Below are 15886 nucleotides of genomic sequence, written 5' to 3' on the forward strand. Positions count from 1 at the left end.
ATGAAGGTCGAGGCTGTGTGGGAGGAAGCGCTGGCGCACATCGAAGCGAGGGTCCCCAGACATGTCTTCGATACGTGGTTTATTCCATTGAATTTCAATGGAATACAGGATTCTTCGGTGCGGCTCGAAGTTCCCAATAAATTCTTTGGGGAATGGCTGACCGAGCACTATGGTGATCTGATGTCCGAAGCGCTTGCGATGGCCACTGGGCGTGATACAAACGAAATCGCGGTCACTTTCGTCGCCGGAGAAAAGACGACGGAGAAAGCGGCCGCCTCGGTCGTACAGTCAGGAATGCGAAGCTCAGTGACCGGACGACCGCGGAAAGTGCTCCATCTTAACCCCAAATATTCATTCAATAGTTTCGTCGTCGGAGCCAGCAATCAATTCGCGCACGCCGCATGCCGGGCCGTCGCCGATGCGCCGGCGAAGGCCTATAACCCCTTGTTCATCTATGGCGGAGTGGGCCTAGGCAAAACGCACCTGTTGAACGCGATTGGCAATCATCTGGCCGAGCGCTCCGATATGCGCATTGCCTATGTGACCACTGAACAATTTACCAATGAAGTCATTAATTCAATACGTTACGACAAGATGATCGATTTACGGAAGCGCTATCGGAACATCGATATGCTGCTGGTCGATGACGTGCAGTTTTTAGCCGGAAAGGAGCGCACGCAGGAAGAGTTTTTCCATACGTTCAACTCGCTGTATGAAGCGCAAAAGCAAATTGTGCTATCCAGCGATCGGTTCCCAAAAGAAATGCCGGATATGGAAGAACGCTTACGCTCGCGTTTCGAGTGGGGCTTGATTGCCGATCTTCAATCGCCCGATGTAGAGACGCGCATCGCGATCCTTCGTAAAAAGTCGGATGACGAGGGCATTGCGCTCCCTGAGGAAGTCATCCAGTTTCTGGCCGCGACTATGAAGAGCAACATTCGTGAGCTGGAAGGCTCCTTGGTTCGGTTAGGCGCTTACTCCTCACTGACCGGTCAGCCGATTACGATGGAGATGGCCAAAAACGTTCTACGGGACATCATCGGCGAAAAGAAAAAGATCGTCACGATGGACGACATCGAGGAAGCCGTGGCCGAGCGCTTCCATGTGAAGATTTCGGAAATGAAGTCTCGCAGGCGAAGCAAGACGCTGGTTCATCCTCGACAGATCGCGATGTACCTGTGTCGCGAATTGACGAATTCATCGTTCCCAGAGATTGGCCGGCATTTCGGCGGAAAAGATCATACGACGATCATTCATGCATGTAAGCAGATTGCGAAGGCGAAAGACGCCGATCTCGCGCTGCGATCGACACTGGAAAGCCTCAAGGACCACATCACGAAAGGGTAGGCTCTTTAGTGTAGGCTGAGTCCGCGCGCAGAATCGGCGGCGCGTCTGCTGTGGTGAGTAGCAATAAGGGGAGAGAACCTCATGAAGTTACGAATCTCGCGGGATGAGCTCTTGACCGGCTTGCAACGAGTGCAGGGGGTGGTCGAGAAACGGAATACCATGCCGATCCTGTCCAACATCCTCCTTGAGGCGAAGGCGGACGGCGTTGATATTCTTGCTACAGATCTGGAGATCGGGATGCGGGGTCTCTACAAGGCGACCGTGGAGGAACCCGGCGCGGTGACGCTTTCCGCCAGGAAGCTCTATGAGATTCTCAAGGAACTGCGGGATGGTGAGATCGAGCTGACGGTGAGTGAAAACAAGTGGACGACGATCCAGGCCGGCAAGAGTCAGTTCAAGATCGTGGGGCTGCCCAGCAGCGACTATCCGCAGATGCCTGCGATCGACCGTGAAAGCCTGACGCCATTAGCCGGTGTGGGATTAAACGATCTCATCCGCAAAACGCTCTTCGCCGTGGGCGACAACGATGCACGCTACATTCTCAACGGTCTTCTGGTATCGCTGTCTGCGTCCGACAGGAAGTCGACCCTACGGTTGGTCGGTACGGACGGCCACCGGCTGGCAGTGGCCGAACAAGACATCAGCGTCACGCTCTCCAAGGATGCGCCAAAAGAGATGAAAGCCATTATTCCGAAAAAGGCCGCACAAGAAATGCGTCGCCTGCTCGAAGAAGGCGGGGACGGCGAACCGCTGATCGGCTTCACGAAGAATCTGATGATTTTCCGCAAGAGCGGCTTGCTATTGACCTCGCGTCTGATGGAGGGAAATTATCCCAACTACCAGCAGGTCGTTCCTAAAGACACTAACAAACAGGTCACCCTCGACAAGGCCGAATTTGAAGGCGGGCTTCGGCGAGTCGCGGTGCTCTCTCGTGATAAAACGAATGCGGTGAAAATCACCTTTGCCTCCGATCACGTCACGCTCTTTTCGAGCAATCCCGATTTTGGTGAGGCGACGGAGGAACTACCGGCGAAGAACACGGGCAGCGAGGTCACAACTGGGTTCAACGCGCGCTATCTGCTCGATGTGCTCAGCGTCGTGGATGGCGAATCGGTCTCGTTGCAGATGGAAACGCCGTTGAGTCCGTGTATGATTAAGGAGCCGACCAATGGCGGCTTCACGTGTGTAGTCATGCCCATCAAAGTATGAGGATGCTGAAACAGGCACCCAGCTTCGATCTCGGGTCGGAAAGTCCACAACGTACCGAGGGGAAAGAGCCGGTGTTGGCCGGCCCATGGCTAGCGGGTGAAATGGAGGTACGCCTCCGATTTCTTCTCCCCTGCCTCCGTGCTGGATGAGGCTTTTGAGCATTCTCACAAGCGAACCATGTAGAACGGGAGACGAATGGCGACGAAAGATATGAAAGACGTGCCGGGAGCTGAGGTGCCGAAGCGCAGCCAATCGGACAGCTATAACGCGGATCAGATTAAGGTCCTTGAGGGCCTGGATGCGGTTCGCAAGCGTCCGGCCATGTATATCGGCAGCACCGGTGTGGAAGGCCTTCACCATCTGGTCTATGAGGTCGTCGATAACAGCGTCGACGAGCACATGGCCGGATTCGGCGAGACGATCGAAGTTACCCTACAGATCGACGGCAGCGTGATCGTGATCGACAACGGACGCGGCATTCCCACGGGCATGCATTCCACTCAGAAAAAGTCCGCCGCGGAGGTGGCCTTGACCGTGCTGCACGCCGGCGGGAAGTTCGAACAAGGCGCGTACACGGTATCAGGCGGTCTTCATGGCGTGGGCATCTCGGTGGTGAACGCGCTGTCCGAATGGTTGGAGTTGGAAATCTGGCAGGACGGCCAAGTCTTTGAGCAGAAGTATGAACGTGGCAAACCATTGGCCCCCCTTGCCGTGACCGGCAAGACCAAGAAGCGCGGGACAAAGGTCACCTTTAAACCGGACGGTCAGATTTTTGAAACGCTGGAGTTCAGCTTCGACACGCTCGCGCAGCGACTTCGGGAGTTGGCGTTCCTCAATAAGGGATTGGCGATCACCCTTAAAGACGAGGGGAAAGAGAAAGAGCAGGTCTTCCGCTACAAGGGCGGTATTGTCTCCTTTGTTGAGCATCTCAATGAAGCGAAGACACCGCTGCACAAGCCGATCTTTGTGGAGATTGAAAAGAGCGACATGATTTTGGAGGTGGCGCTCCAGTACAACGACGGCTATGCCGAAAACCTGTTCTCGTTTGCGAATAATATTAATACGCGCGAAGGCGGGACGCATCTCGTCGGGTTCAAAGCGGCGCTCACTCGGACCATCAACAATTACGCCAACGCGAATGACCTGCTCAAGAAGGACACGGAGTCGCTGACCGGTGACGATGTGCGTGAAGGACTCACGGGCGTCGTGAGCGTCAAGCTCCGCAATCCACAGTTTGAAGGGCAGACCAAGGCCAAGCTGGGCAACAGCGAAGTCAAAGGCATCGTCGAGGCCGCCGTCAATGAAGCGCTCGGCAATTACTTCGAAGAAAATCCGACGATTGCGCGCAAGATCATCGGCAAGGCTTTGGATGCGGCCCGTGCACGGGAAGCGGCCCGCAAGGCCAAAGAGCTGATTCGGCGCAAGAGCGCATTGGACGGGAGCTCATTGCCCGGCAAGCTGGCTGACTGTTCCGAGAAAGATCCGGCACATAGTGAAATATTCATTGTGGAGGGTGATTCTGCCGGAGGCTCGGCCAAACAGGGACGCAACCGAAAATTTCAGGCTATTCTGCCGATCAAAGGCAAGATCCTGAATGTCGAACGTGCTCGCTTCGATAAAATGCTCACGAGCGAGGAGATCCGGGTCTTGATCGTGGCCATGGGCACCGGCATCGGCCGCAAGCGCGAGGATGCCGCTCCGGGGAAGGACGATAAGGAATCGTTCGACATTGCGAAGGCGCGCTATCACAAGATCATCCTCATGACGGACGCCGACGTAGATGGCAGTCACATCCGCACGCTCTTGCTCACCTTCTTTTATCGTCAGATGCACGAATTGATTGATAAGGGGTACGTGTACATCGCGCAGCCGCCGTTGTTCAAAGTGAAAAAGGGCAAGACCGAGCGATATCTGAAGGACGAAGCCGCGCTGAATGACTATCTCTCGGACCTGGCCGTCGAAGACGTCGAGGTGCATCTCGAAAGCGCCCAAGATTTCGTCACCGGCCGACGTTTGTTGCCGATCCTCAAGAAACTAATCGGCTTCGAAAATCTCTTGGCAAAATTTCGAAAGAAGCAGCATGAAACCGGCATTCTTCGTGCCTTCCTGGATGAGCCGACGTTGGATCGCGACCTTCTGAAGAACGCGGCCGGTCTGAAAAAAGTCATCGCCAGTGCGAAAAAGTCGCTCGCGTCGGCCTATCCGAAATCCGAGATCACGATAGAGACCGCGATTGAGGAAGAACATCAATCCCAGAAGATCATTTGTCGTGTGCCGATCAGTGGCATGGTGCACAGCGTGGAAATTACCCACGACATGGTGGGTTCGGCGGATTTTCGCGAGCTACAACGGCTCGCGCCATCCGCCATCGGACTGGGGCGCCCGCCGTATAAAATGAAGACGGCCGACGAGGTGACCGAGTATTCCGGGACGGCCGAACTGGTCCGGGCCATTCTAGAGACGGGCAAAAAGGGACTCGCGCTACAACGCTACAAAGGCCTCGGCGAAATGAATCCGGAGCAACTCTGGGAAACGACCATGAATCCCGAAACCCGGACGCTGCTGCAAGTCAAGCTCGAAGACATCGCTGGCGTCGAAGACATCTTCTCGACGCTCATGGGCGACGAGGTCGAGCCGCGACGGAATTTTATTCAGGCGCATGCGCTGGAAGTCCGAAACTTGGATGTCTAGTGGGATGCTGACAAAGGCCCGCAACTTGGTTCTCGGCTTGCCAACATCCTCAACGTACCGCACATGGGACCAGATCCGGTCGCGGCCGGCTCGGGGCGTGGCGGGTGAGATCGAATACGCCTCCGGTGTTGCTGTCGCCTGCGGCCTCGCGGGATGACCTTTTTGAGCATCCCCCGCGTTGCGGTTCAAATGACGGCGATTCCGACTGGCTTAGAGATGAACCTGGTAGTTAGGAGACCCAATGCCGATTGATGAACGCCTGATCCAAATCAACATCGAAGACGAGATGAAGTCCTCGTATCTCGATTACGCGATGAGCGTGATCGTGGGGCGAGCACTCCCGGATGTCCGTGATGGGTTCAAGCCGGTACACCGCCGGATCTTGCATGGTATGAACGAGATGGGCTTGGCGCACAACCGGCCCTATCGCAAGTCCGCCAAGATCGTGGGCGAAATCATGGGAAACTACCATCCCCACGGCGACTCCGCGATCTACGACACGCTCGTCCGCATGGCGCAGGACTTCAACATGCGCTATGCCCTTGTCGACGGGCAAGGAAATTTTGGCTCCATCGATGGCGATCCGCCCGCGGCTATGCGGTATACCGAAGCGCGCTTGACCAAGCTCGCCGAAGAGATGCTCGCCGATATCGACATGGACACCGTCGATTTCACCCCCAACTACGATGAGTCTCGGATGGAGCCGCGCGTGCTTCCGGCGAGGGTGCCGAATCTCTTGATCAATGGCGGGAACGGCATTGCCGTCGGCTATGCGACGAGCATTCCTACACACAACCTTGCCGAAGTGGTGGACGGCCTCATGCTGGTGCTTGAGAATCCCGAAGTCACGATCGAGCAATTAATGAAGAAGATTCCCGGCCCCGACTTTCCGACGGCCGGGTTTATTTACGGCAAACAGGGGATTAAGGACGCGTACAAGACAGGCCGGGGACTTCTAAGTTTGCGGGCGAAAGCCGTCATCGAGACCGATGAGCGGACCGAGCGCGACCGTATTATCGTCACCGAAATTCCGTACCAGGTCAACAAAGCCCGACTGATCGAAAAGATTGCCGAGCTGATTCAAGACAAGAAACTCGAAGGCATCTCCGACCTGCGCGATGAATCCGATCGGGACGGCCTGCGGATCGTCATCGAACTCAAGCGCGGAGAAATTCCGCTGATCATCTTGAACAATCTCTACAAGCACACACAGCTCCAGACGACCTTTGGCGTGATCATGCTCGCGCTCGTGAACAACCGGCCGGCGGTCCTGACGCTCAAGCAGATTCTGGAAGCCTTTGTCGAGCACAGGCGTGAAGTGGTGGTGCGGCGGACGGCCTTCCAGCTTCGCAAGGCCGAGGAACGCGCGCACATTTTGGAAGGGCTCAAGATCGCGCTCGATCATCTCGATGCGGTCATTCAGCTCATTCGGCGCTCGCAGTCACCGGACATTGCCCGCACTGGCTTGATGCGCGAGTTTCAGTTGACCGAGATCCAGGCCAGCGCGATCCTCGACATGAAGCTGCAGCGATTGACCCAACTCGAACGCAACAAATTGATCGAAGAATACCAGGAGCTTCTCAAGCGCATGGAGTATCTGCGCTCCGTCCTAGGCAGTGAGACGTTGGTGCGCAAGATCATCAAAGAAGAATTGCAGGCGATCAAGGAAGAATATAAAGACGAGCGCCGGACCCAGATCGTCTCGGAAGAGGCCGAGATCAACGTCGAAGACCTGATTGCCGAGGAAGAGGTGGTCGTCACCATCACGCACGCCGGCTATATCAAACGCAATCCCGTGTCGCTCTACCGTGCCCAGCGACGGGGAGGCAAAGGCAAGATCGGTATGGGGATCAAAGACGAAGATTTCGTCGAGACCCTCTTTACGGCCTCTACCCACGACTATCTCTTATTCTTTACCGATGCCGGGAAGGTCTTTTGGTTGAAGGTTCACGAGATTCCGGAAGCCGGGCGGGCCGCGAAAGGCAAAGCTATGGTGAACCTCTTGGCGCTCTCCGGGGATGAAAAGGTGACCGCCACCTTGCCCGTGAAAGAATTTCGCGATGATCGGTACGTCTTTATGGCCACCCGGCACGGCGTCATCAAGAAAACGGAATTGTCTGCGTACGGCAACCCGCGACAGGGTGGGATCATCGCGCTATCGCTCGATGAGGGCGACAAGCTGATCGGCGTGCAGATGACCGATGGTCAGCGGGAGATCCTGCTCGGCACGCGGCAAGGGATTGTCATTCGGTTTAAGGAAGACGAAGTACGGCCAATGGGCCGGACCGCGCACGGCGTGCGCGGGATCACGTTGGAAGAAGGCAACCAGGTCATTGGGATGGAGACGATTACGCCAGACTCCACCACGGCAATCCTGACCATTACGGAAGGCGGATACGGCAAGCGAACGCCGGTCGCCGACTACCGGATTCAGGGTCGCGGCGGCAAAGGGATCATCAGTGTCAAAACGACGGAACGAAACGGTTTGGCGGTCGGCTTCGTACAGGTGCGCGAGAACGACGAGATCATGATGATGTCGTCGAAAGGCAAGATCCTTCGCTGCAAGGTGGATAAAATCCGAGAAGTCGGCCGAAATACCCAAGGTGTGCGGGTGCTGGAAATGGAAGAGACCGAGGACCGCGTGGTCGGGGTGGCCCGATTGGCGGACACGGGAGACCGCGACGAGACAGCGGCCAACGGCGGGCCTGAGGAAGAGAACGGAGAATAGGTATAGGCCTAGCCCTCAGCAATCATCTTTCAGAAAACCTTTTCGGCATGTAGCCTTCAGCTTCATCTGACTACCCCGCTCGTACTCACGGCACAGCGTCAGTAGCGTCTGCTCACTCTGTTCGCGGAGCTGATCGCTGAAGGCTCATGGCTGACCATTCCGCTCTCTGTTATGGCTCGAGAAAAAAAGAAGCTCGACACGGTCGTTAAGATGGGCCTCGGCGTCTTCATCGGCGCCTTCACCTTAATCTGGGGCGGCATGTTTCTGACACGTCCCGACCGCTCGATCCCGCCCTATAGTATCGGATCACAGGAAGGAACGGCCGTGGCAGTTCACGTGCCGGTTTATACGAGCGACACCGAGCTCGAAACACTGATCTATCGATTTCAGAAGGTGGCTCGAGAAAAGGGCTTTGGACGGATGAAAATCCATCCGACCACTCCGGATGATCCGCGAGGACACTACCAGCGGATCACGATTTATGTGTTTACGCATGAGGCATGGGCAGAGCCCGATATGTTGCGCCGGTATGTAGCGGCAAGCCATTCCGACTTGCCTGAAGACACATCATTGCGAGAAGCATTTGAGAAAGCAGTGAGAGGATACTATCGGCTGGACGAATTCGGAGAAGAGGGTCGGATCGGACCCATTGACGGAACCAGAGGCGTGAAGGACACGCCGGCAACGGCCGCGTTCTCTCGTGTGCTGTTCTCGGGACCGATCAGCCCGACTGCTGTGGATCAGACGGGTGTGCTAGAGCACGGACCATGACTTCCGTTAAGCGCGCACGAATATCTGGATCCTCAACAGCTTGAGCATGACGGCTCACTTCAGCTAGTGACTCAGGGGAAAGCGCGTGTGCCGGTTGGATCTGGGTCAAACAGTTCGATGATTGACTGCTATCTCTAGGCGCCTGGTGTTCGACTTCTCCGACACGCAGGACGATATCGGTCACGATTGAGGTTCCAGCCGCCGCGTTAATGCTCTCCAGCAGGGACGGCTTGAGGAATGCCAACTGTTGAACCCATACCGACGAATCCGCGATGACATAGAGCTTTTTGAAGCGAATCGACTCCGGCCGCGTGTGCGCCGCCACGTGCTCGCCGACGATGACCGGCCACTGCCGCTGCAGCCGATGCTCCAGAAGTTTCACGCTCAGCCCGAAACGTTGAGCAATATCGTCCAGAGCAGATGCAATGGGTGTCAGACGAGACCATGCCGGCATGTGGCTATCTTATGGAGTGCCAACGAACGGGTCAAGCCGTGACGTAGGATGAAAGCGTGTCTCGTGCTATCATGCGTGCACTATGCGTAAGGAACAAACAGAGACGGTCGTCGCAACGAATCGAAAAGCGTTCCACGATTATGCGATCGAAGAGAAGTTGGAGGCCGGCATCGTATTGCGGGGCACGGAGGTCAAATCGTTGCGCGAGGGCAAGGTCAACCTACGTGACAGTTATGCCAGTGTGGATCATGAGGAAGTGATTCTGTACAATTGCCACATCACGCCGTATAGCCACGGCAATATCATGAACCACGATCCTCTGCGGCCACGGAAGCTGCTTCTCCATCGCAAAGAGATCAGTAAGCTAATGGGCAAAACGCAGCAAAAGGGACTGACGATCGTGCCGCTCCGCATTTACTTTAGTCCTCATGGGAAGGCCAAGGTGGAGATTGCACTCGCCAAAGGCAAAAAACAGTATGATCGCCGAGAGACCATCAAGACCCGCGAAGCGGGGCGCGAGGTGGCGCGTGCGCTGAAAAGAGACCGTTAGTCTTCTATCTCTTCTGATTCAAAACCTCTAAAACGGTCTTCTCCAGATCCCGCATACTTATTGGTTTGACCAGGTAAGCTCTGGCCCCAATGGCAAGGGCTTGCACCTTCTCGAGCTGTTCATCAATACCAGTTAGTACGATCACGGGAATGGATGCCGTGACAGAATTCTGTTTCAACGCCATTAACACGTCCCTGCCGTTCATGTCCGGGAGTGTCCAATCGAGGATCAAAAGATCCGGTGTTTCGCCTGTGGCAAGCTCGAGCGCGGTACGGCCGGTCGTCGCTTGGATGACACGGAGCTTGAGCTGCTGCAGTCTCATGCTGATCACAATTCTGATGTCTTCTTCATCATCAGCAATCAGAATCGTGTTCATCGAGGGTGCTCCCCCGTCGCGGTTTCAGCAGGCTTCAGATACAGGAAGATATCATTTGCCAGCCGCGACACAATAGGCGCCAGAAGTACGAGACCGTTTATTCGCTTGAGCGCGGTCTGAGCTCTCGGACGTGGTCCGCCCTGACTACACGTGCGAGGCACATGATTGTTGTCAGTCAACTCGTGGCCAGGGTCAACAGCTTGGATGATCGCTCTTCAGCATATGGGTCGTGAGCAACGCCTAGAGTGAGATGATGTCGGCAACAGCCCTATTGTCAGGGCGCGTGCTTTTTGTTTTGGCTTCCTACAGAAAATAGAGAACGGTCCTGATAGCTCACCCTCCGGTGGAGGTCTATGTCGTCAGCCAGAAGGTGATGTGCAGACACAAGGATAGATGAGGTCCACACGAGGAGTGGCGACCTGATCGGTAGTGAGATGGATCAACTCATATGGAAACCAACAGGGAGGAAAATTCCGACGCTATCACGAAGCACCTGGTCCAGCGAGAGCGGGAACTCCTCGCCGCACGGCGCATCAGCGAGGCCCTATTTCAGCACCTGACTCTCGATGATCTGGTCGATCGAGCCTTGCGGACAGCCGTGGACGTGGTGAATGCCGAGACGGGCTCCGTGATCCTGGCCGACCAGGACTCACACGAACTCGTTTTCCGCTATACGCTGGGCGCGATGCCCGCCCCATGTGGAACAACCATTCCCGACAACAGCCTGGCCGGGGCGGTCTTTACCTCCGGTGAACCGTTAGTCGTGACCGACGTGAAGCGGGATGCACGGCATTATCCCGGTGTCGATGATATTACCGGATACCGAACGCGTGATCTCATCGCACTGCCGCTGAAGCGCTGGGAAGGAAAGCCCATCGGAGTAATGGAGCTGCTGAACAAACGTGAGGGCCGGCTCGATCATGAAGACTTGTCGATCCTCACCATCATCTCCGGCTTTACCGCGATCGCGATTGAGCAAAGCCGTCTATTTGAGGAAGCAAAATTAGCCGAAGTTGTTCGCCGGTTGGGGGATGTCAGTCACGACGTCAAGAACATGCTGATGCCGATTCTTATCTGTGCCGGGCTCCTGCAGGATGAACTGGATGATCTGGCGCGCTGCGTCGATGAGAGGCAGGTCGAGAGGGCTCGCTCCATTCGGGACGGATGCAAGGACATCATCGAGATGCAGGTCAAGGGCGCTCGACGCATTCAAGAGCGTGTCAAGGAAATCGTAGACTGCGTCAAAGGGCTGAGCACACCACCGCAGTTCGCATCATGTTCACTCGCCGGTTTCATCGAGAGTGTCTTCGAGGTGCTGCGGCGGGTAGCGGAAGAAAGAGGCGTGGTGCTAACCACATGTGGCATGGATGCGTTGCCGGCTATCGTCGCCGACGAGCGGAGACTTTTTAACGCCTTCTATAACCTGATCGACAACGCCATTGCGGAGATGCCGACGGGTGGCTCATTGACGGTTCGTGGGGAGGCGGATGGCGAGCAGCGTCTGGTGCGTCTGCAGTTCATCGATACGGGTCGAGGTATCCCGCCCGACGTTCTCGACAGTCTTTTTACGACACGGACGATCAGCCGTAAACCCGGCGGCACTGGGCTTGGGACAAAGATCATCAAGGATGTGGTCGACATGCATCATGGACACATTAGCGTGCAGAGCAAGGAAGGTATGGGAACCACGTTTCTGATTGAGCTTCCGATGTCCCAATGAGAGACGGTATGGCATCCATTGAGGGAGATGCAACCGCATCTTGGCATGGTATCTCAGCCGCACAGACTACAGAGAGGGCTTCTTGTTCTCATGATCTCCGGAATAACGGGGGTCATTGCAGCGGCAGGAGGGACTGATCCAGCAGGGGGTACGGGCGGGGTGACGGTCGCCGGCCAAGTGCATTACGTCGGTGAGCTGCCGACCACCGAGCAGATCCCAGTCGATCGAGACCGCGCCTACTGCGGTGACACGATGCCGAATGAGGCGCTGAAGGTCGGGCAGGAATCGCGTGGGGTGGCTGAGGTGGTGATCAGTCTCGAAGGAGTACCAAAATCCCTGCCATCGACGGAAGAAGAGCCTCTGCTCATTGTAAACCGCAGCTGCCGTTTTCTCCCTCGAGTAAACGCCATGCACTCAGGGACGGTGCTGATCATCAGCAATGCCGATCCTGTCATGCACAACACTCACATTCGGAAAAAGAGCCGCTCCGGAGAGAACCTGATGAATGTTGTGCAGCCGCCGCAGGGAAAGGTTGAAAAGCCAATCAAGGAGCCGGGTTTCCTGGATGTCCGGTGCGATGCTCATCCCTTCATGCGGGCCGCAATCCATGTCTTCGATCACCCCTACTTTGCGGTCACGGACGGAATGGGCCGATTTCAACTGCACCACGTTCCTCCGGGTCGATACCGACTCAAAGTTTGGCACGAGACGCTGCGAAGCCTGGAGCGGAGCATCACGGTCTCTTCGGAAACGCCGGAGAGCATCATGATTGAAGTCGGCCCAGAGGTATAACAGCGCGGGGCTTCACCAGACGGGAGGGCCAGAGGTGTTGAAGAAGAGACCCTCTGCCGGCATACGGACTGCTATCGCTCTGGTCATGTCGATCGGGATTCTCAATATGGACGCATGCGTGAGGGGAGCGCATGATCCGAGGATTGACGGGAAGACGGATCATCGATATGTGATCCTCAAACCGCGCGCAGGCGCCCAACCGCCTGAAATGTCAGACGGGTCAGTCTATCGACCTGGCATTGCGGAATCGAACTGGGAACGGATTCTCAGCGATATTTACGTTCGCCCGCGCAAGGCATTGTTCTCCATGGCGGCGGGTGATTCGGAACCGGTTCCCGCCTTCACACAAGATGACCGCGACTATTTGGCGAAATCTCTTTCAGAAGCCTTTCTGAAAGCAGACCCACAGGAGATCGCGCTGTTCTACCTCAGTCACAGCCGCGAATCTGGTGTGACGGAAATAACCTCGGGCGGATGGTACCTCCATGATTCTACGATTCGTCTCATCATGCCGAATTACCGGCAGGCGGTCACGATGGCCTTCATTGAAGAGAAGATTCGGGTCGATCCGCTCAGACCAGCGGGCCACTCTTTTTATGACATCGTTCCTCGGCCGCACCAAGTGCTTGAAACCGGCCCTGCTTTGATCAATATGCTCTTCCCGCAGGTTCCCGAACTGGTCATTGATGCCCGCGCGTTCCCATCTGTTCCCGCAGAGAGTATGCCCGGAGGTGAGGGGCGGATCTCAGAAGGGACGCTTAAGCATGACAGGCCGCTGGAGAATCGGTTATTGACCATTGAGCAACTTCGAAAGCAAGGACTGATCACCGATGAGGAGTACCACCGGAAACGGCAACAGTTGCTGGATGAGCTCTAGGAGTCTGTCCGAGTAATGCCATTCCACTGCGGCAAACGATCTGCAGGCATCTGCGTCGTTCTCGGCCCGAAAAAATCCTCAACGTATTCCAGCGAATACGCCGCCGGTTTTTTCGACCCTGCGGCCTCGCATCTGCCAGCATCTCCTTTTCCTCGTAACGAAGGATTACTCTGGATAGGCTCCTAGTCGGACCCCGACCAGGGCACATCTCGTAGAAGGGACGGATGATGGGAAGGAAAACGGCACTGGCAGTGCTCATCGTCGGAGGCATCATCTCTGCGCTACACCCCGGCGGCAATGCTCAACCGGCATACGAAGTCGATCAAAGCATTGGCGGCGTGACGGTCAACGGTCGGACGGTGTTCGCAGGGGCCGTACCGACGCCGAAACCGCTGCCCGTTCATCGTGACAGCGCCTTCTGCGGCAAGAGCATGCCGCACGAAGGATTACAGGTCGACGGCAGCTCTCGCGAGGTCGGAGGTGTCGTGGTCAGCCTGGAAGGAATCGCGAGGGGCAAGCCACTTGAGGAGCAGACGTTAGTGTTCGAAAACCGTACGTGCCGGTTCCTGCCTCGCGTGAATGCGATTCCCACCGAGAGTTTCCTGGTCATCAGCAATGCCGATCCAATCATGCATAACACCCATGTCCGCAAAGATTCTCGATTTGGCGCGACGGTTGTGAATGTCGCGCAGCCGCCTGGCTCCAAGGAGATCCGGAAGCACTTGCATGAGTCCGGCCTGCTTGACATTCGCTGCGATGCGCACGCCTTCATGTATGCGTCGATCCATGTCTTCGAGCATCCGTACTTTGCAGTGACGAACGAGAGCGGGCGCTTTGAGCTGACCCACGTGCCGCCCGGGACCTATCGTTTAAAAGTCTGGCACGAAACACTGGGTATCAGAGAACGCACGGTGGTCGTGCCTGGCAAGGACTCCGTCACCGTAGACGTCGAGCTGCATCCGGAAGAATAGAGACGGACTCGTTGCCGGAGCGCCCTATCGTGAAGACGGCGAGAAACCTGAGGCTCGATGGGCGATGGATGATGCGCCTCTTACTTCCGATCCTTCGCTTGAGCAGAGTCGGAGGAGGCCTCGTCACTGTTGCCTTGTCGTTCCATTCGTTTTGATTCTCGTCCTGATGGGCAGTGTCCTGATTGCCACCGTCCGAAATTCTGACGCGCTTCCGGGATTTGCACGTAAGTACAACGCCGATTGCGCCATGTGCCATTTCCCCGTGTACCCGCGTCTGAACAACTTCGGGCAGAAGTATCGCTGGATGGGATATCGAACCGCGATCGAATTCAATAAGGATCAGGATCTGACGAAGGTGAACGACTTGCTCTCCGGCCGGCTTCGTGCGCAATTTGCCTATGAGAATGCGACCGGGACCGTCGAGCGCAGCGAATTTCGCTTCCCGGAAGCATCCCTGTACTATGTCGGCGCGGTCTCCCGCAACTTTTCCGCTTATCTTCATCTCATCGCGACCAACAGCACGAGCGTAGATGTCCACGGACATATCATGGGTGTCTGGGGTAGTCCGGAGCAGATGATCATGTTTCGGATTGGGCAAATGCACATGCTGGAACAGGAGGGCGTGGGAGGATTCGATCGGCCGACGAGCATTAATATCAACCCCGTTCATTCTCTGTCGCTCACACGGACCAGTTTCCTCGCCGGTGGTTCGGCCCTGAACTACAATTTTGACCAACGCCAAAAAGGCATTGAGGTAGCCTACTCGCTCGGCAAGGGCCGGCTGCGCTTCCAGGTTTCTAACGGACTCAATCAAAATGGCAGTGGCACGGCCAATGTCGGCGATATCGATCCACAAAAAGACTACCTGGGCGCTTACGAGTACCTGTTGGACGATCTCGCGTCCGGATTCACACTCTTTTATTACCACGGCACGACGCACGGGACGGTGTCGCCTACCGGCACAACGGGGCCGCCGACGTCGATCAGCAACCAATTCGATTACTCCCGGTATGGCATTAACGTGAGCAAATGGTTTGCGGTCTCGGATCTTGGATTCTTCGAGTTGCAAGGCGGGTATGTCAGAAGTCACGACAACAATCCCGCAACGGTGGGACCGAATATCGACGGCAATGCCTTTTATGTGGAGTCCCAACAGTATGTCACCGGACATGAAGTAGTGTTTTATGAGCGCTTCTCACTGATAGATTTTGAAGTAGGCCGTCCCAACAGTACGCGGAAGGACTATACGGTCGGCGTCGTGAAGCCTCTCCAGACGTGGGTCCGCCTGACGGGTGAGTACACCTATACCGATAACCGGCTCTCCGGCCAAACCGACCATGTTGCCCTTCTTGAGTTCCAGATCAGTTACTGAGGGTGGACCGATTGGTGCGGGTATGAGG

13 protein-coding genes are annotated in these 15886 nt (G+C 56.1%); 11 read left to right on the forward strand and 2 right to left on the reverse strand.

All coding sequences use genetic code 11. The annotated features are described in order from the left end of the window. The 5 genes from dnaA to ACWHYZ_RS00025 all read left to right on the forward strand — a co-directional run bounded on the left by dnaA (position 1) and on the right by ACWHYZ_RS00025 (position 8746). Positions 1 to 1347, forward strand: a complete 1347-nt coding sequence (dnaA, locus tag ACWHYZ_RS00005) for a chromosomal replication initiator protein DnaA (RefSeq protein ID WP_447985254.1) — start codon at positions 1 to 3, stop codon at positions 1345 to 1347. An 81-nt stretch (positions 1348 to 1428) separates the two neighbouring features. Then, complete coding sequence (gene dnaN, locus ACWHYZ_RS00010) at positions 1429 to 2556, forward strand: DNA polymerase III subunit beta (protein ID WP_447985255.1); 1128 nt, start codon at positions 1429 to 1431, stop codon at positions 2554 to 2556. 195 nt (positions 2557 to 2751) lie between these two features. Then, positions 2752 to 5247, forward strand: coding sequence for a DNA topoisomerase (ATP-hydrolyzing) subunit B (gyrB, locus tag ACWHYZ_RS00015; RefSeq protein WP_447985256.1), 2496 nt, complete (start codon positions 2752 to 2754; stop codon positions 5245 to 5247). Positions 5248 to 5488: 241 nt separating this feature from the next. Beyond that, on the forward strand, positions 5489 to 7975 hold the full coding sequence (gene gyrA / locus ACWHYZ_RS00020; protein ID WP_447985257.1) for a DNA gyrase subunit A: 2487 nt from the start codon (positions 5489 to 5491) through the stop codon (positions 7973 to 7975). A 171-nt stretch (positions 7976 to 8146) separates the two neighbouring features. After that, complete coding sequence (locus ACWHYZ_RS00025; protein ID WP_447985258.1) at positions 8147 to 8746, forward strand: hypothetical protein; 600 nt, start codon at positions 8147 to 8149, stop codon at positions 8744 to 8746. Here the strand turns inward: ACWHYZ_RS00025 and ACWHYZ_RS00030 are convergent. Then, positions 8697 to 9200 carry a DciA family protein gene (locus ACWHYZ_RS00030; protein WP_447985259.1) on the reverse strand — a complete coding sequence of 168 codons (504 nt, stop codon included), beginning with the start codon at positions 9198 to 9200 and terminating at the stop codon, positions 8697 to 8699. The genes ACWHYZ_RS00025 and ACWHYZ_RS00030 overlap by 50 nt on opposite strands. A gap of 82 nt (positions 9201 to 9282) precedes the next feature. Here ACWHYZ_RS00030 and smpB point away from each other — a divergent pair, with 82 nt between their 5' ends. Further along, entirely contained in the window at positions 9283 to 9750 is a 468-nt protein-coding gene (smpB, locus tag ACWHYZ_RS00035) for an SsrA-binding protein SmpB (protein ID WP_447985260.1), read from the forward strand. Between the two features lie 4 nt (positions 9751 to 9754). Here smpB and ACWHYZ_RS00040 read toward each other — a convergent pair whose 3' ends face one another. Continuing rightward, on the reverse strand, positions 9755 to 10126 hold the full coding sequence (locus tag ACWHYZ_RS00040) for a response regulator (RefSeq protein ID WP_447985261.1): 372 nt from the start codon (positions 10124 to 10126) through the stop codon (positions 9755 to 9757). A gap of 448 nt (positions 10127 to 10574) precedes the next feature. Here ACWHYZ_RS00040 and ACWHYZ_RS00045 point away from each other — a divergent pair, with 448 nt between their 5' ends. The 5 genes from ACWHYZ_RS00045 to ACWHYZ_RS00065 all read left to right on the forward strand — a co-directional run bounded on the left by ACWHYZ_RS00045 (position 10575) and on the right by ACWHYZ_RS00065 (position 15858). Then, the gene (locus ACWHYZ_RS00045; protein WP_447985262.1) at positions 10575 to 11846 is read left to right on the forward strand and encodes a GAF domain-containing sensor histidine kinase; all 1272 of its coding nucleotides are present in this window, start codon (positions 10575 to 10577) and stop codon (positions 11844 to 11846) included. A gap of 90 nt (positions 11847 to 11936) precedes the next feature. Continuing rightward, positions 11937 to 12638 (forward strand): hypothetical protein, encoded by a 702-nt coding sequence (locus tag ACWHYZ_RS00050; protein WP_447985263.1) that lies wholly within the window; start codon positions 11937 to 11939, stop codon positions 12636 to 12638. 34 nt (positions 12639 to 12672) lie between these two features. Then, positions 12673 to 13515, forward strand: a complete 843-nt coding sequence (locus ACWHYZ_RS00055; RefSeq protein WP_447985264.1) for an SHOCT domain-containing protein — start codon at positions 12673 to 12675, stop codon at positions 13513 to 13515. A 224-nt stretch (positions 13516 to 13739) separates the two neighbouring features. Then, positions 13740 to 14486 carry a carboxypeptidase regulatory-like domain-containing protein gene (locus tag ACWHYZ_RS00060; RefSeq protein WP_447985265.1) on the forward strand — a complete coding sequence of 249 codons (747 nt, stop codon included), beginning with the start codon at positions 13740 to 13742 and terminating at the stop codon, positions 14484 to 14486. 166 nt (positions 14487 to 14652) lie between these two features. Then, a complete protein-coding gene (locus ACWHYZ_RS00065; protein WP_447985266.1) occupies positions 14653 to 15858 on the forward strand; it encodes a hypothetical protein in 1206 nt (401 codons plus the stop codon). The last annotated feature ends 28 nt before the right edge of the window (positions 15859 to 15886 follow it).

The sequence above is a fragment of the Nitrospira sp. Nam74 genome (assembly GCF_965152615.1).